This window comes from Enterobacter sp. MGH 37 (assembly GCF_000534515.1).
Lineage (GTDB): Bacteria > Pseudomonadota > Gammaproteobacteria > Enterobacterales > Enterobacteriaceae > Enterobacter > Enterobacter kobei.
Genome location: NZ_KI973205.1, coordinates 798,552 through 813,136 on the forward strand (window position 1 = coordinate 798,552; position 14,585 = coordinate 813,136).

The following is a 14,585-nucleotide window of genomic DNA, read 5'->3' on the forward strand; positions in this document are numbered from 1 at the left end:
CTGACTCATGGATATTGCACATTTTCCACAAATTAACCCGCCGCAGCGTCTGCTGATGGGGCCGGGGCCGATCAACGCCGACCCGCGCGTGCTGCGCGCTATGTCGAGCCAGCTGATTGGTCAGTACGATCCGGCCATGACCCACTACATGAACGAGGTGATGGCGCTCTATCGCGGCGTATTCCGCACTGAAAATCGCTGGACGATGCTGGTCGACGGTACCTCCCGGGCGGGGATTGAAGCGATACTGGTTTCCGCCATTCGCCCGGGGGATAAAGTGCTGGTTCCGGTCTTTGGCCGCTTTGGTCACCTGCTGTGCGAAATTGCCCGCCGCTGTCGGGCGGAGGTGCATACCATCGAGGTGCCGTGGGGCGAGGTGTTCACCCCGGACCAGGTGGAGGATGCAATTAAGCGTATTCGTCCTCGCCTGCTGCTCACCGTACAGGGCGACACCTCCACCACCATGCTGCAGCCGCTCGCGGAGCTTGGCGCTATCTGCCGCCGCTACGACGTGCTGTTTTACACCGACGCCACCGCGTCGCTCGGCGGCAACGCGCTGGAGACCGACGCCTGGGGGCTGGATGCCGTCTCGGCCGGGATGCAGAAGTGTCTCGGCGGGCCATCGGGTACTTCGCCAGTCACCCTGAGTACGCGGATGGAGGAGGCGATCCGCCGCCGCAAGTGCGTTGAGGCGGGCATTCGCACCGACGCCCACCGCGACGGCGACGAGGAGATGATCTACTCCAACTACTTCGATCTTGGCATGGTGATGGACTACTGGGGGCCGGAACGGCTGAATCACCATACCGAAGCTACCACCGCGCTGTTTGGCGCCCGCGAATGCGCGCGGCTGATCCTGCAGGAAGGGCTGGAGAACGGCATTGCCCGCCACAAGCTGCACGGCGATGCGCTCCTGAAGGGCATTCAGGCGATGGGGCTGGAGACCTTCGGCGACCTGAAGCACAAGATGTATAACGTGCTGGGCGTGGTGATTCCACAGTGCGTCAACGGCGACGAGGTGCGTAAGCTGATGCTGGAGGATTTCGGGATTGAAATCGGCACCTCGTTTGGCCCGCTGCACGGTAAAGTGTGGCGCATTGGCACCATGGGTTATAACGCGCGTAAGGATTGCGTGATGACCACCCTGAGCGCGCTGGAGTCGGTGCTGAACTACCTGAAATTCACCACCACGCAGGGGGCCGCCATGCAGGCCGCGTGGGATCACTATCGCCGCGAGACGCCGCAATGAGCCCGGCGGCAGAACGGGTGATGGCGCGCGCCGATGCGCTGGCCGCCATCAGCGAAACGCCGGATGCGCTGACCCGGGTCTACCTCTCGGCGCAGCATCTGCAGGCCAACCAGCTGGTCGGACAGTGGATGAGCCAGGCGGGGATGACCGTCTGGCAGGACAGCGTGGGCAATATCTGTGGACGCTATGAAGGTGCTCAGGAAGGGGCGCAGGCGGTGCTGCTCGGTTCGCATCTGGATACCGTGCGCAATGCGGGGCGCTACGACGGTATGCTCGGGGTGCTCACCGCGATTGAAGTGGTGGACAGCCTGCACCAGAAGGGTCTGCACCTGGCGCAGGCCATTGAGATTGTCGGTTTTTGCGATGAAGAGGGCACCCGTTTCGGCATTACGCTGTTAGGCAGCCGGGGGCTGTCGGGCACCTGGCCGCAGGACTGGCTGGAAAAAACCGACGCCAGCGGCATCAGCGTGGCGCAGGCAATGGTGCAGGTGGGGCTCGATCCCGGCCGCGTGTCGCATGCCGCACGCCGTCCCGAGGATTTCAGCGCCTACCTGGAGCTGCACATTGAACAGGGGCCGTGCCTTGAGCAGGACGGTCTCGCGCTCGGCGTGGTGGAAGCCATCAACGGCGCGCGTCGCCTGAATTGCCGTTTCACCGGCGAGGCCGGGCACGCGGGAACCGTGCCGATGAACCATCGTAAGGACGCGCTGGCCGCCGCTGCCGAATGGATGGTTCTCATCGAAAATACCACCCGGCAGCAGGGCGGCAATCGGGTGGCGACGGTCGGGGAGCTGCGCTGCCTGCCCGGTGCGGTAAACGTGATCCCCGGCGAGGTTCAGCTCTCGCTGGATATCCGCGGTCCGCAGGATGCGCCGCTGGATCGGTTGCTGGCCGAATTGCTGGAAAATGCGCAGGCAATCGCGTCGCGACGCGGACTGCAGTTCAGCGCCGAGGAGTTTTACCGCATCGCCGCCACGCCGTGCGATATCCACCTGCAAAACGTGTTAGGGGAGGCCGTCGAATCGGTGCAGGGGCGTTCACTGTCGCTGCCCAGCGGCGCGGGCCATGATGCGATAGCCATCGCGGAACGCTGGCCGGTAGGGATGCTGTTTGTGCGCTGCAAGGGGGGCGTCAGCCACCACCCGGCAGAGTCGGTGATGGCTGAGGATGTCGCGCTGGCGATTGAGGCGTTTTCGCGAGCGGTGATCCAGCTGGCGGACCGCGTTACTCCAGCCCCAGCGTATATTGCGCGATCTTGAAGTAGATAATCAGCCCGGTGCCGTCGATAAGCGTCGCGATAAACGGCGCGGAGACGACCGCCGGGTCAATGCCGCAGCGTTTGAGCACCATCGGAATCACGGACGACACAATCGCGCTCCACAGCGTTATGCACACCAGCGTCAGGCTGACGATAAGCGTGATTTCCAGCCCAATCCCCATCATCCACGCGCGGATACACCCGGCAATCCCGAGCGTCACGGCAATCATCAGCGAGGTGGTCATCTCTTTTCGCAGCACGCGCCCGACGTCGCGAAGATGCACCTCTCCCAGCGCCATGGCGCGCACCAGCGTGGAGGTGATCTGCGTTCCGCTGTTGCCGCCCGTGCCGATCAGCAGCGGAATAAAGAACGCCAGCGCAATGGCGGACTCCAGCGCCTCTTCGAAGTGCTGGATCACCGAACTGGTATAGGCTTCTGCGACAAACAGCAGCAGCAGCCAGACGGAGCGTTTCTTCCACAGGCTGAAGGCGCTGGTTTCCAGATAGGGCTTCTCCAGCGGCAGCGTCGCCCCCTGAAGCTGAGCGTCTTCGGTGACGTCATCTTCCAGCAGATGGGCGATTTCGCGCTCGGTCAGGCAGCCGACGAGCTTGCCGTGGGTGACCACCGGCACAACGTCCGCGCCGCCGTGCGCCAGCTGGCCGGCAACATCGGCACGTTCATCCTCCGGTTTGACCTGTAAAAACTGCGAGATCATCAGCGATTTCACCGGCTGTAGCGTATCGGCGGTTTGCAGCAATTTACGCACCGCAATCATGCCCGCCAGGCGGCCATTGTCTTCAATAAAAATATGCGATGGAATATCGTCGTCTTTTAATTTTGCGAAGAATTGCTCGCGCGCCAGCGCCACGCATAATGCAATATCAAGGACGATAAAATCGGTATTCATATATTGCGCGATGGCGCTGTCATTGAATGCCGGGTTTTGATTGTGAATAGCGTAAGACATAGTGAATTCCCTTTGAATAATAACATCTCTCAGGGGCGAGCAAGACAGGGCATGTCGAAGAGGAGATCCCCACGTCCTGGGTTCAGCACTGTACACCGTATCCCGCAAGGGAAGTTATACTGACAAAGCCTTGATTCGACAGTGCCTGTTTTACCCTGTGTTGGTTCTCTCGAACCCACCAGAGCGATAACGTGTATTTGTACAGGAGCCTCGCCATAACGAGATCGTTGTAAAACGTGAGGGATAATACGCATATTTAATTTTACCGCTCAGGATTTTAAATAATGTTTAAGAACGGTTTAGAAGAATTTTATTAATACGATGTTGAGGGTTTATTTAAGGTTATTCATTTTAAATAAAAGATTAAATCATCACGAGGATGGGGTAAATGGCGTGGTTTGATCATCTGCTTACTCATTTTGCGCTCTATCCGGCACATCTGTTTGCGTTGTTATTCGTGATGGCGCTGGGTAAATCGACGGTACTGATCTCCTCCGTGCTGCCACCCGCCTCGGTGATGCTGCTGGCGGGCATCGGCGTCAGCCAGGGGAGCATGCATCCTGGGCTCGCATGGCTTGCCGTGGTAATGGGGGCAACGGTGGGATCGGTGCTAAATTACCATGTTGGCCAGCTGATGGGACACACCCGCCTGGTCACGCGTTTCACGTCTAAGCATGCCGACAGGTTTTTGAGAGTGCAGCATCAGCTGCAAAAGAACGGTGAAATTGCGCTGTTTACGTCGCGCTTTCTGGCGGTATTGCGTTATATCGTGCCGCTGGCAGCGGGGATGCTCAGGCTAAGCGCCGTGAAGGTCTACGCCGTCAGCCTGCTTTCTGCCTGCGCGTGGGCGGCGCTGTATGTTGGTATCGTCGCTGGTATCAGCGTCTAAATCGGCGAGTAAGGTATTCATCAGATTGAGAAATGCTTCCCGGAAAATTGTCACGAATCTGTCACACTGAATGCGACATTTTAAAACGAGTGAGGAATTAGGGATGAGAAAAGCACTACTCGCGCTGGCAGTCGCCGGTTCCATTTCAGCAACGTTTGGCGTGCAGGCACAAGAGACGCCGGAAGGGTATCAGCTGGAGCAAGTTTTAATCATGAGTCGCCATAACCTGCGCGCACCGCTCGCCAACAACGGCAGCGTGCTGGAGCAGTCCACGCCGAAACAGTGGCCAGAGTGGGAGGTACCGGGTGGTCAGCTCACCACCAAAGGCGGCGTGCTGGAGGTCTATATGGGTCATTACATGCGCGAGTGGCTGGCGCAGCAGGGGATGATAAAGACTGGAGAGTGCCCGCCAGCGGAGACCGTTTATGCATATGCCAATAGCCTGCAGCGTACCGTTGCGACTGCGCAATTCTTCATTACCGGCGCGTTCCCGGGGTGCGATGTGCCTGTGCATCATCAGGAAAAAATGGGCACGATGGATCCCACCTTTAATCCGGTCATTACCGATAACTCGCCTGAGTTCCGCGAAAAAGCGCTGAAGGCGATGGAGACCGAGCGGCAGAAAATGCAGCTTTCAGAAAGCTATAAGCTGCTGGAGCAGATGACGAACTACGCCGATTCGCCGTCCTGCAAAGAGAAAAAAGTCTGCTCGCTGGCGGACGCGAAAGATACGTTCAGTGCCGACTATGAAAAAGAGCCAGGCGTGTCCGGTCCGCTGAAAGTGGGTAACTCGCTGGTGGATGCGTTCACGCTGCAATATTACGAAGGTTTCCCGGCTGACCAGGTGGCCTGGGGTGAGATCAAGACTGACCAGCAGTGGCGTGTGCTGTCGAAGCTGAAAAACGGCTATCAGGACTCGCTGTTTACCTCCACCGAGGTGGCGCAAAACGTCGCCAAACCGCTGGTGAAATATATTGATAACGCGCTGGTCACCGATCAGGCGAAAGCGCCTAAAATCACCCTGCTGGTGGGGCATGATTCGAACATTGCGTCGCTGCTGACCGCGCTGGATTTCAAACCGTATCAACTCCACGATCAGCACGAGCGCACGCCAATTGGCGGCAAAATAGTCTTCCAGCGCTGGCATGACAAAAACGCTAACCAGGAACTGATGAAAATTGAGTATGTCTACCAGAGCTCAGAGCAGCTGCGAAACGCCAGCGTGCTGTCGCTGGAATCCCCCGCGCAGCGTGTGACGCTGGAGCTGAAAGGCTGCCCGGTGGATGCTAACGGCTTCTGCCCGGTTGATAAGTTTAATGCGGTGATGAACAGCGCGGCAAAATAGAGGATAACCCCCCGCAAAGGCGGGGGGAAACGTTCAGACGTTTTTACGTTCGATGGTCTGTTCGCCCCAGAAGAGCGAGTCTTTGTCCGTCTTTTCGAAGGCGCGAACCAGCACTTCGTCGCTACCTTCTTCCCAAATCTGCTCTGCCAGTTTCTCGTCATATTTCGCGACTTCAAAAATGGCTTCGGCAATCTCCGGAGAGGTATTGCGTAAACTTGCCCATTCACCCACGCGGTGGGCTTTTGATTCCTGAGTTGGCATGCTTGTCCTCCTGTTGAGTTAGCCGTTCAGTTTTTTGGCGAGGCCCGCGACATGCTCACCCTGATAACGGGCGATGGCGAGCTCTTCGTCGCTCGGCTGTCGGGAACCATCGCCGCCGGCAATGGTGGTTGCACCGTAGGGAGTACCGCCACGTACCTGAGAAACATCAAAGAGTTCCTGCGCGCCGTAGCCAATCGGCACAATCACCATCCCATGATGAGCAAGGGTAGTCCAGGTTGAGGTAATCGTCTGCTCCTGACCGCCACCGGTGCCGGTAGAGCTGAAGACGCTGGCGAGTTTGCCGTATAAAGCGCCTGAGGCCCATAGCCCGCCCGTCTGATCGAGGAAGGTGCGCATCTGGCCGGACATATTGCCGAAACGGGTTGGCGTCCCGAAAATAATCGCATCGTAATCTGCCAGCTCCTGAGGCGTGGCGACCGGGGCATTCTGTGTTTTTCCCCCGGCTTTGGCGAAGGCTTCCGCCTGCATGGTTTCCGGTACGCGCTTCACCACAACCTCAACGCCGTCCACCCTGTTTGCACCTTCTGCGACTGCGTGAGCCATGGTTTCAATGTGTCCATACATGGAATAATAGAGCACCAGAACTTTTGCCATTTTGCATCACTCCTCGTTTGTGTTTTCTGACAGCGGATCGCTGCGTTCATTTAAAGATATGCCATCACGGCCAGACTGCAAAAATGAACATCATTTCTTTGATTTATAACAATATGATTGGGGAAGCGTGCTGTAGCAAAATGAAACAACTTTCTCGCCTCCGTTTTTTGAAATGATAAGAAAGAGTTATGAATTTCCGTCGCGTTATCTCACCCGAAAGACTGAGATCCTGTTGCAGGATATTACCAGCGGCTTGCCGGACAGCCTTAGTCCACTAAGCTTAGTTTCACGCGGCACAGATAAAGGCACTGTCCTCATGCCGCGAGGTGAAAGAATCCTCTTTTACTGAATGCAATATGATGTCTAATGTTTCACACTCTGGAGGTTAGAGATGGCAAACCATCGTGGTGGTTCAGGTAATTTCGCTGAAGACCGTGAAAGAGCATCAGAAGCAGGTCGTAAAGGTGGCCAGCATAGCGGGGGCAACTTCAAAAATGACCCTCAGCGCGCATCAGAGGCTGGCAAGAAAGGGGGTAAAAACAGCCACGGCAGCAATAAGTAACGCGCCAGGCTGAACCCTGCCGCCGGGCGTTCCCGGCGGTTTTTTTATTTCTGCAACATTGAACTGTAACCAAAGGCGACGCACACTACAGAATTGTTCTCATTTGCTGGTGTCGCATGTCTGTCTCACGCTTTAAATTCTCCGTAAAACCGCAGGAAGCCATCCTTATTCTCATCACCATGTTCTGGGGCGGGACGTTTCTGGCCGTACAGTACGCGGTAACGCTGAGCGATCCGTTCTTTTTTGTTGGTCTGCGCTTTGCGACGGCGGCGATAGCCGTGGCGATCGTATCGCTAAAATCCCTGCGCGGACTAACCCTCAAAGAGCTGAAGGCCGGGGTGGCGATCGGGGTGGCGATTGCAATGGGCTACAGCCTGCAGACATGGGGATTACAGACTATCTCCAGCAGCAAATCGGCATTTATCACCGCCATGTATGTGCCGCTGGTACCGCTCCTGCAGTGGCTTTGCCTGGGGCGGCTGCCGGGGATGATGTCCTGCATCGGTATCGTGCTGGCGTTTATCGGCCTGATTTTGCTGGCCGGGCCGGAAAATAACCTGCTGGCACTTGGACCGGGCGAGATCATTACCCTCGTCGGGGCGATTGCCATTGCGGCGGAAATTATTCTGATTAGCGCCTGGGCGGGCAAGGTGGACGTCAAGCGCGTGACGGTGGTCCAGCTCGCCACGGCCTCGCTGGTGGCGTTTGCGACGATGGTACCGGCCGGAGAGTCTGTGCCGCCGATGTCTACCGGTCTGATCGTGGTCGCGTTGGGGTTGGGCATCTTCAGCGCCATTATTCAGGTCACCATGAACTGGGCGCAGCGCAGCGTCTCCCCGACGCGGGCAACGGTGATCTACACCGGTGAACCGGTATGGGCGGGGATTTTTGGTCGCCTCGCCGGAGAGCGTTTGCCGCTGCTGGCCCTGGCCGGTGCGGCATTTATTGTCGCCGGGGTGCTGGTGAGCGAGCTGAAGCTCAGAAAACGCCAGATTGAGGTGAGCGATCTGACGACTGAAAAAGGTTGTGATTGAAAAACGGAGCGGATTAGTCCAGGATATGTACGGATAAATACCGTACACGGTGATGTAAACCATGCCAGCACTTAAAAAACAGCGTATCGATCTTCGCTTAACGGACGAAGACAAAACAATGATTGAAGAAGCGGCGGCGATGACGAACCAGACAATCACCCAGTTTATGGTGAACAGTGCGTCAGAACGCGCTGCTGAAGTCATCGAACAACATCGGCGTCTCGTATTAAACGAGTCATCATGGAATGCGGTGATGGACGCCATCGACAATCCGCCAGAGCCAAATGAACGCCTGAAGCGAGCGGCAAAACGTCTTCGAAACATGGAGTGAAGCATCGTGGCAAATCTCACGATCGAAATGTTTTCAGAGGGAAGTGATTACGATTTCAGGGGCTTCGATTGTGGTGAACCCTCGCTCAATGCCTTCCTGACGGAACATCTGGTGCGTCAGCACAAGGGACGGATATTGCGAGGCTACCTGCTTAAAGATCGTGACCATCCGCGTGTGCTGGGCTATTACACGTTGTCCGGAAGTTGCTTTGAAAAAGCGATGCTTCCTTCTAAGACCCAGCAGCGTCGGATCCCCTATGTCAACGTACCCAGTGTGACGCTGGGGCGTCTGGCTGTGCATAAAGATCTACAGGGAAAGGAGTGGGGAACAACGCTCGTCGCACATGCTATGCGCGTTGTGTATCTGGCATCGCAGGCGGTAGGGGTACACGGAATCTTTGTTGATGCTCTCAATGAACAGGCAAAACGATTCTATCTGAAGCAGGGTTTTATTCCGCTGACAGGTGAAAACAGCCATTCTCTTTTCTTCCCCACAAAATCTATCGAACAACTCTTTGAGCAGGCGTGATCGTTGTACTGCCTTTTGATAGTACGCAAGATTATGGTCGGGTAAGGTGTGACTATTACCCGACGTCAAGATTTTACGAATCCTGATGCACCACCTCACCCTGCGGTGCTGCGCCCATCCGGCGGCTCAGCAGGGCGTTAAGCAGAATTGCCCCGAACGTTGCCGTGCCGATCCCACCAATCGTAAATCCGCCCAGCGTTAGCGCGAAATCGCCCGCGCCCAGCACCAGCGTGACCGCCACCATAATCAGGTTGCTGTTCTGGCTCAGATCGACCCGATGCTGCACCCAGATTCGCGCGCCAGCCACGGCGATCAGCCCAAATACCACAATCGATGCTCCGCCGATGACCGGCGACGGAATGGTGTGGATCAGCGCGCCGAACTTCGGAGAGAAACCAAGCAGTATCGCCATCGCCGCTGCCGCGACGAAGACCAGCGTCGAGTAGACTTTGGTCACCGCCATCACGCCGATATTTTCGGCATAGGTGGTGACGCCGCTGCCGCCCACGGAGCCTGAGATCATGGTAGCCAGACCGTCACCGACAAATGCCCGGCCCATGTACGGGTCCATACTGCGGCCGGTCATTCCCGCGACCGCCTTCAGGTGACCTAAGTTCTCCGCCACCAGGATCACCGCCACCGGTGCGATAAGCATCATTGCCTGGGTGTTAAAGGTGGGGGAAGTGACCTGCGGCAGGCCAAACCAGGCAGCCTGATGGAGCAGGGTAAAATCGACCGGCTTGCCGAGACCGAAAACGTTCGCCAGCAGAGCGTAAACCAGACAGGCGACAATCAGCCCGACCAGAATCAGCAGACGCTGGATCATCCCGCGCGTAAACACCGCCACCAGGCCGATACACAGCACGGTGATCACCGCCATCCAGCTTTCAAACGGCGAGCCGGAGACGCTTTTCACTGCGATCGGCGCCAGGTTCAGGCCAATCGCCATGACGACGGCACCGGTCACCACGGGAGGCATCATGCGTTCGATCCAGCGCGTGCCGATCTTCATCACCACCAGACCAATCAGGGTATAGACCAGGCCGCAGGCGATGATGCCGCCGAGCGCCACGCTCAGGTTAGGGTTGATCCCCTGGCCGTTAAATCCGGTTGTGGCGATAACCACCCCGACAAACGCGGCGCTGGAGCCCAGATAGCTGGGCACGCGCCCACCGGTGACAAAAAAGAACAGCAGGGTGCCGATACCCGACATCAGAATCGACAGGTTGGGATCAAGCCCCATCAGCATCGGCATGAGTACGGTCGCACCAAACATCGCGACTGCATGCTGGACGCCCATCACCATCGTTTGTCCGAGCGGGAGTCGTTCATCCGGCGCGACCACGCCTGCTTCTGTGGAGGTCGATTTCAACTGCCAGTGGGGAAATCCGAACATGGTCTGTCTCCTTAAAGCGCCTTAGCAGGCGGGTCGCATAAGCGCGTGGTAGCCGCGGTCAAACCACACCAGCCCTTGCGGCGCGGGGTGGCGAACAATCGAAACAATGTCGCAAAACAGAATGTCGTGGGTACCGACGCTCACCACCTGGCTGATGCGGCAGTCAAACGAGGCCAGCGCATCCTCCAGACGCGGACACCCCGTATCGCCCGTTTGCCAGCGGGCGGCGGCAAAGCGCGTCTCCATTGGCGTTTTGCCGCCAAACAGGTTGGATAGCGGCTCTTGTCCGGCGCTCAGGGTGTTCACGCACAGCGTGCGGTTTTCGCTAAACGTCGGCCAGACGGACGCGCCGCGGTTCAGGCATACCAGCAGGGTGGGAGGCGAATCCGTGACGCTGCACACCGCGCTGGCAGTGAATCCCGCCATTCCCGCCGGGCCGTCGGTGGTGATGATGTTGACTGCCGCGCCGACGCAGGCCATGGCGTCGCGAAAGGTTTGTTTATCCGGTGTCGTCATGATTGCTCCTTACGCCAGCCCGCAGGCATCTTCGAACGCCAGACGCGGCAGGCGTCCGTAAAGTTTGTTCGTATCACCATAGCCAATGTTGATCAGCAGATTGCTTTTAAGCAGCGTGCCGGTGAAAAAGGCCTCGTCGACCTTTTGTCGGTCAAAGCCTGACATCGGGCCGGTGTCCAGCCCGAGGGCGCGACAGGCGAAAATCAGGTAAGCAGCCTGCATGGAGCTGTTGCGAAATGCCGTCTCTTCGGCGAGCGCCGGGCTGGTGGTAAACCAGCTTCTGGCATCGCCGTGCGGGAACAGTTCCGGCAGGCGCTCATAAAACTCGCTGTCCCAGGCAACAATCGCCGTGACCGGCGCGGTGAGCGTTTTTTCCAGATTGCCGCTGGAGAGCGCCGGGCGCAGCTTCTCTTTTCCCTCTGCGCTGCGCACAAACACGATTCGCGCCGGGGAGCAGTTGGCGGAGGTTGGGCCCCATTTCATCAGGTCGTAGATTTCGCGCAGCGTCTCGTCGCTGACGGGCAGATTCTGCCAGCCGTTGTGGGTACGGGCGCCGGTGAATAGCGTTTCGCGCGCCGCAGGATTAATGGCTTCGCTCATTAAAGCTCCTTATAAAGCGGGTTCATGACTGTGCAGCAGGCTGGCAAGCCCGTTCAGCAGCAGGGTGTTAAAGGTGTTCGGTTCGGTGACGTTGCAGGCATGCCCGCCCTGGCGCATGACCACGCTGTGGCTGCGTGGGAGAGCCGCCTGTAGCTCAGTCGAGCAGACACAGGGCACCAGCATGTCGTCGGCGGAACAGATGAGGTGTACCGGACAATGAATACGCGCGGCGTGGCGGCTGAAATCCGCTTTCTTCAGGGCGCTGAGCCTGTGCAGCAGGTTGCTTTTGCCCTGGAAATGGGCCAGCGCCAGCGCTTCTTCGGCCTCCAGGCGGGGCGCACGAGCAGCCATCCAGTCTGCCGGGTAGAGAAACAGCGGCTGCGCCTCTACCCACGCCTGCGCGCCGCCGGAATGCAGCAAACGCTCGCGGATCTGAAAACAGCGTCGGGTATGGGCGTTGAGGGTTAGCCAGCCGTTGACGCACACCAGCGCGGTGAGCGCATCAGGTCTGTCGAGGGCCAGCTGTAGCCCGATCAGCGCGCCCAGCGCATGCCCTACCACGCAGTAGCGGGCAATTCCGGCTTCAGCCAGCGCTATGGCCAGTTCGTCCGCCATTTGCGCCAGGCTATAGCCTTCCGGCAGGGTATCGCGGTTATTACCCGTCCCCCGCTGGTCATAGCACACCACCTGATACTCCGGCTCCAGCGCGGCCAGCTGGGGCAGCCAGTAGCTGCCGCTGCCGCCGAGACCGGCAATGAGGACTACCACGGGTGCCCCCTCATACGGGGGCGGTGAGACGGAGAGTTTCATGGCTGCCTCACTTCGCAATGTGCGCAACGGTGGCAATTTCAACCAGCGCGTCAGGCTTCACCAGCCCGCACTGTATACAGAACCGGGCCGGCTTATCGCCGGGGAAGAACTCGGAGTAGATCTCGTTAATCGCGGCGTAGTTTTTCCAGTCGGTGATAAAGATGCTGTTGAAGGTCACATCCTCCATCGTGCCACCCGCCGTTTCGATCACGCTTTTGATCGTCTCCAGCACGTGGCGGGTTTGTGCCTTTGGGTCGTTGATAAACACCACGTTGTTGTCTTTATCAAACGGCAGCGTACCGGAGACATACACCACGCCGTCGGCGAGCGTTCCGGGGACAAACGGGGCAATCGGTGTGCTGGTGCCCGGCGGAATAATCACGGATTTCGGCATCGTCGTTCTCCTCAGGCGATACGGGCGAGCGGCGGATTCAGGGCATCGCAGAACGCTGCGACGTTACTCACCCAGCCAAAAAAGGTTTCGATATTGAACAGGGCCGCTTTCTGCGCGAATTCCGGCCCGGCCTGATGGGTCGCGTCTTCCAGCACCACGCCAAAATACTCAAGGAAAAAGCCGTCGCGCAGGGTCGACTCCACACAAACGTTGGTGGCGATGCCGGTAAAGACCAGGTGACGAATGCCCCGGCTGCGCAGCAGGCTGTCGAGCGGGGTGTTGAAAAAGCCGCTGTAGCGCGGTTTGGGCAAGACAATATCACCTGCCTGCGGGACCAGCTCGTCCACCAGCTGATAATCCCAGCCGCCTTTTGCCAGCAGCTTGCCCTGCAGTTCAGGGTTTTTGCGCATCGTTTTCAGGGCGTTGGACTTGTGGAAGTTGGGCGAGCCGGGGCCACCGGCCTCCACGTACTGGTCGTCCCAGCCGTTCTGGAACCAGACGATGAGCATGCCGGCTTCCCGTGCGGCGCTGACGGCGGTGTTGATGTTCGCAATGACCGGCTGCGTGGCGGAGACGTCGAACCCCGCCAGATCCAGATAACCCCCTTTACTGGCGTAGGCGTTTTGCATGTCCACCACGATCAGCGCGCTCTGCTGCGGCGCAAAGGTGATGGCTTCCGGGCGAGCGTTTAAGGTCGTCATTACGCAACCTCCTTCGTGACGGCAGGAATGTGGGCGCGGCATTGCATCAGCGGCTGGATGCGCTCGCCGAAGGTTTCCACACCGGTGAGGAAATCATCGAAGGTCAGCAGAACGCCCTCTGCGCCGGGTACGGCGGCGACTTCGTCGAGCATTCTGGCAACGCTGGCATAGGATCCAACCAGCGTGCCCATATTGATATTGACGGCGGAGGTGGGGTCAGCCATCTGGCGGACGTTGGTGTCTGCGCCGGAACGGGTATCTTTCTGGCTCTGCTCGGTAAGCCAGCTCAGGGCCTCCTCGTCAGCACCGTCCTTGTAACACTCCCATTTCGCGCGTGCGGCCTCGTCGGTTTCGTCGGCAATCACCATAAACAGCACGTAGGAGCCCACGTCGCGCCCGGTTTTGTCGGCAGCCTCTTTCATGCGCGCCGCGGTGGGGGCGAAAGCGGCAGGGGTGTTAACGCCTTTCCCGAAGCAGAAGTTAAAGTCGGCGTATTTGGCGGAGAATTCCATCCCCGCGTCGCTCTGCCCGGCGCAGATCACCTTCATCGGCACCGACGGTTGCGGGCTGACGCGGCAGTCGTTCATGGTGAAGAAGTCACCTTTGAAATCGCTTTTGCCGGTGCCCCAGAGATCGCGCAGGACCTGCACGTATTCGGTCAGGTAGTCGTAGCGACGCGAGAAGTAATCGTCACCCGGCCAGAGCCCCATCTGCTCGTACTCCGGCTTTTGCCAGCCGGTCACCAGGTTCACGCCAAAGCGTCCTCCGGAGATCGAGTCGATGGTTGAGGCCATGCGCGCGACGATCGCCGGTGGCAGGGTGAGCGTGGCGGCGGTAGCGTAGATCTGAATCCGCGAGGTGACCGCGGCCAGTCCTGCCATCAGGGTGAAGGACTCCAGGTTGTGATCCCAGAATTCGGTTTTGCCGCCAAAGCCGCGCAGCTTGATCATCGAAAGTGCAAAGTCGAAATGGTAGTGCTCCGCTTTTTGTACGATGGCTTTATTCAGCTCAAAGGTCGGCATGTATTGCGGGGCAGTGGTCGAGATAAGCCAGCCGTTGTTGCCGATAGGTACAAATACGCCAATTTTCATCACGAACCTCTCTTCACTACGTTGCAGGTACTGGCGT

At 58.3% G+C, this 14,585-nt stretch carries 18 protein-coding genes and 1 riboswitch; of the genes, 8 read left to right on the forward strand and 10 right to left on the reverse strand.

Annotation, left to right across the window (positions count from 1 at the left end):
* Window positions 1–7: 7 nt before the first annotated feature.
* Entirely contained in the window at window positions 8–1,249 is a 1,242-nt protein-coding gene (locus L383_RS19905) for a pyridoxal-phosphate-dependent aminotransferase family protein (protein WP_023332653.1), read from the forward strand.
* Window positions 1,246–2,508 carry an allantoate amidohydrolase gene (gene hpxK / locus L383_RS19900; protein WP_023332654.1) on the forward strand — a complete coding sequence of 421 codons (1,263 nt, stop codon included), beginning with the start codon at window positions 1,246–1,248 and terminating at the stop codon, window positions 2,506–2,508. The genes L383_RS19905 and hpxK overlap by 4 nt, the downstream gene beginning before the upstream one ends.
* Here hpxK and L383_RS19895 read toward each other — a convergent pair.
* A complete protein-coding gene (locus L383_RS19895) occupies window positions 2,474–3,475 on the reverse strand; it encodes a magnesium transporter (RefSeq protein ID WP_014883298.1) in 1,002 nt (333 codons plus the stop codon). The two genes, hpxK and L383_RS19895, sit on opposite strands and share 35 nt — an antisense overlap.
* A gap of 60 nt (window positions 3,476–3,535) precedes the next feature.
* A riboswitch (M-box (ykoK) riboswitch) is annotated at window positions 3,536–3,705 on the reverse strand.
* A gap of 158 nt (window positions 3,706–3,863) precedes the next feature.
* Between L383_RS19895 and L383_RS19890 the strand changes: the two genes are divergently transcribed.
* Both L383_RS19890 and agp read left to right on the forward strand, forming a co-directional pair.
* Window positions 3,864–4,364, forward strand: coding sequence for a DedA family protein (locus L383_RS19890; RefSeq protein ID WP_014883299.1), 501 nt, complete (start codon window positions 3,864–3,866; stop codon window positions 4,362–4,364).
* Window positions 4,365–4,467: 103 nt separating this feature from the next.
* The gene (agp, locus tag L383_RS19885) at window positions 4,468–5,709 is read left to right on the forward strand and encodes a bifunctional glucose-1-phosphatase/inositol phosphatase (protein WP_023332655.1); all 1,242 of its coding nucleotides are present in this window, start codon (window positions 4,468–4,470) and stop codon (window positions 5,707–5,709) included.
* Window positions 5,710–5,742: 33 nt separating this feature from the next.
* Here agp and L383_RS19880 read toward each other — a convergent pair whose 3' ends face one another.
* The gene (locus L383_RS19880; protein ID WP_014883300.1) at window positions 5,743–5,970 is read right to left on the reverse strand and encodes a YccJ family protein; all 228 of its coding nucleotides are present in this window, start codon (window positions 5,968–5,970) and stop codon (window positions 5,743–5,745) included.
* Between the two features lie 18 nt (window positions 5,971–5,988).
* Window positions 5,989–6,585, reverse strand: a complete 597-nt coding sequence (gene wrbA, locus L383_RS19875; protein WP_014883301.1) for an NAD(P)H:quinone oxidoreductase — start codon at window positions 6,583–6,585, stop codon at window positions 5,989–5,991.
* Between the two features lie 391 nt (window positions 6,586–6,976).
* Here wrbA and L383_RS19870 point away from each other — a divergent pair, with 391 nt between their 5' ends.
* From L383_RS19870 to L383_RS19855, 4 genes are all read left to right on the forward strand, one after another.
* Window positions 6,977–7,147: a con-10 family general stress protein gene (locus L383_RS19870; protein WP_023332656.1), complete on the forward strand. Its 171-nt coding sequence runs from the start codon at window positions 6,977–6,979 to the stop codon at window positions 7,145–7,147.
* Window positions 7,148–7,263: 116 nt separating this feature from the next.
* On the forward strand, window positions 7,264–8,181 hold the full coding sequence (locus L383_RS19865) for a DMT family transporter (protein ID WP_023332657.1): 918 nt from the start codon (window positions 7,264–7,266) through the stop codon (window positions 8,179–8,181).
* A 61-nt stretch (window positions 8,182–8,242) separates the two neighbouring features.
* Window positions 8,243–8,512, forward strand: coding sequence for a type II toxin-antitoxin system TacA family antitoxin (locus L383_RS19860; RefSeq protein WP_014883303.1), 270 nt, complete (start codon window positions 8,243–8,245; stop codon window positions 8,510–8,512).
* A gap of 3 nt (window positions 8,513–8,515) precedes the next feature.
* Window positions 8,516–9,040: a GNAT family N-acetyltransferase gene (locus L383_RS19855; RefSeq protein ID WP_176450254.1), complete on the forward strand. Its 525-nt coding sequence runs from the start codon at window positions 8,516–8,518 to the stop codon at window positions 9,038–9,040.
* Window positions 9,041–9,113: 73 nt separating this feature from the next.
* Here L383_RS19855 and rutG read toward each other — a convergent pair whose 3' ends face one another.
* The 7 genes from rutG to rutA are packed head-to-tail and all read right to left on the reverse strand — an operon-like array spanning window position 9,114 to window position 14,548.
* Window positions 9,114–10,436: a pyrimidine utilization transport protein G gene (gene rutG, locus L383_RS19850; RefSeq protein ID WP_014883305.1), complete on the reverse strand. Its 1,323-nt coding sequence runs from the start codon at window positions 10,434–10,436 to the stop codon at window positions 9,114–9,116.
* Between the two features lie 21 nt (window positions 10,437–10,457).
* Window positions 10,458–10,952 (reverse strand): NADH-dependent FMN reductase RutF, encoded by a 495-nt coding sequence (gene rutF, locus L383_RS19845; RefSeq protein ID WP_023332659.1) that lies wholly within the window; start codon window positions 10,950–10,952, stop codon window positions 10,458–10,460.
* 9 nt (window positions 10,953–10,961) lie between these two features.
* Window positions 10,962–11,552 (reverse strand): malonic semialdehyde reductase, encoded by a 591-nt coding sequence (locus tag L383_RS19840; protein WP_014883307.1) that lies wholly within the window; start codon window positions 11,550–11,552, stop codon window positions 10,962–10,964.
* 9 nt (window positions 11,553–11,561) lie between these two features.
* On the reverse strand, window positions 11,562–12,362 hold the full coding sequence (gene rutD, locus L383_RS19835) for a pyrimidine utilization protein D (RefSeq protein ID WP_023332660.1): 801 nt from the start codon (window positions 12,360–12,362) through the stop codon (window positions 11,562–11,564).
* Window positions 12,363–12,369: 7 nt separating this feature from the next.
* A complete protein-coding gene (gene rutC, locus L383_RS19830) occupies window positions 12,370–12,756 on the reverse strand; it encodes a pyrimidine utilization protein C (RefSeq protein WP_023332661.1) in 387 nt (128 codons plus the stop codon).
* Window positions 12,757–12,767: 11 nt separating this feature from the next.
* Window positions 12,768–13,457: a pyrimidine utilization protein B gene (rutB, locus tag L383_RS19825; RefSeq protein ID WP_014883310.1), complete on the reverse strand. Its 690-nt coding sequence runs from the start codon at window positions 13,455–13,457 to the stop codon at window positions 12,768–12,770.
* Window positions 13,457–14,548 carry a pyrimidine utilization protein A gene (gene rutA, locus L383_RS19820; protein WP_014883311.1) on the reverse strand — a complete coding sequence of 364 codons (1,092 nt, stop codon included), beginning with the start codon at window positions 14,546–14,548 and terminating at the stop codon, window positions 13,457–13,459. The genes rutB and rutA overlap by 1 nt, the downstream gene beginning before the upstream one ends.
* Window positions 14,549–14,585: the final 37 nt, after the last annotated feature.

Excerpts from the sequence above, each read along its gene's own strand:
- rutD (WP_023332660.1), bottom strand. The coding sequence starts at position 12,362 with ATGAAACTCTCCGTCTCACCGCCCCCGTATGAGGGGGCACCCGTGGTA.
- L383_RS19880 (WP_014883300.1), bottom strand. The coding sequence starts at position 5,970 with ATGCCAACTCAGGAATCAAAAGCCCACCGCGTGGGTGAATGGGCAAGT.
- L383_RS19890 (WP_014883299.1), top strand. The coding sequence starts at position 3,864 with ATGGCGTGGTTTGATCATCTGCTTACTCATTTTGCGCTCTATCCGGCA.
- hpxK (WP_023332654.1), top strand. The coding sequence starts at position 1,246 with ATGAGCCCGGCGGCAGAACGGGTGATGGCGCGCGCCGATGCGCTGGCC.
- agp (WP_023332655.1), top strand. The coding sequence starts at position 4,468 with ATGAGAAAAGCACTACTCGCGCTGGCAGTCGCCGGTTCCATTTCAGCA.
- L383_RS19860 (WP_014883303.1), top strand. The coding sequence starts at position 8,243 with ATGCCAGCACTTAAAAAACAGCGTATCGATCTTCGCTTAACGGACGAA.
- L383_RS19895 (WP_014883298.1), bottom strand. The coding sequence starts at position 3,475 with ATGTCTTACGCTATTCACAATCAAAACCCGGCATTCAATGACAGCGCC.
- rutA (WP_014883311.1), bottom strand. The coding sequence starts at position 14,548 with ATGAAAATTGGCGTATTTGTACCTATCGGCAACAACGGCTGGCTTATC.
- L383_RS19870 (WP_023332656.1), top strand. The coding sequence starts at position 6,977 with ATGGCAAACCATCGTGGTGGTTCAGGTAATTTCGCTGAAGACCGTGAA.
- L383_RS19840 (WP_014883307.1), bottom strand. The coding sequence starts at position 11,552 with ATGAGCGAAGCCATTAATCCTGCGGCGCGCGAAACGCTATTCACCGGC.
- rutC (WP_023332661.1), bottom strand. The coding sequence starts at position 12,756 with ATGCCGAAATCCGTGATTATTCCGCCGGGCACCAGCACACCGATTGCC.
- L383_RS19905 (WP_023332653.1), top strand. The coding sequence starts at position 8 with ATGGATATTGCACATTTTCCACAAATTAACCCGCCGCAGCGTCTGCTG.
- rutB (WP_014883310.1), bottom strand. The coding sequence starts at position 13,457 with ATGACGACCTTAAACGCTCGCCCGGAAGCCATCACCTTTGCGCCGCAG.
- L383_RS19865 (WP_023332657.1), top strand. The coding sequence starts at position 7,264 with ATGTCTGTCTCACGCTTTAAATTCTCCGTAAAACCGCAGGAAGCCATC.
- rutF (WP_023332659.1), bottom strand. The coding sequence starts at position 10,952 with ATGACGACACCGGATAAACAAACCTTTCGCGACGCCATGGCCTGCGTC.
- rutG (WP_014883305.1), bottom strand. The coding sequence starts at position 10,436 with ATGTTCGGATTTCCCCACTGGCAGTTGAAATCGACCTCCACAGAAGCA.
- wrbA (WP_014883301.1), bottom strand. The coding sequence starts at position 6,585 with ATGGCAAAAGTTCTGGTGCTCTATTATTCCATGTATGGACACATTGAA.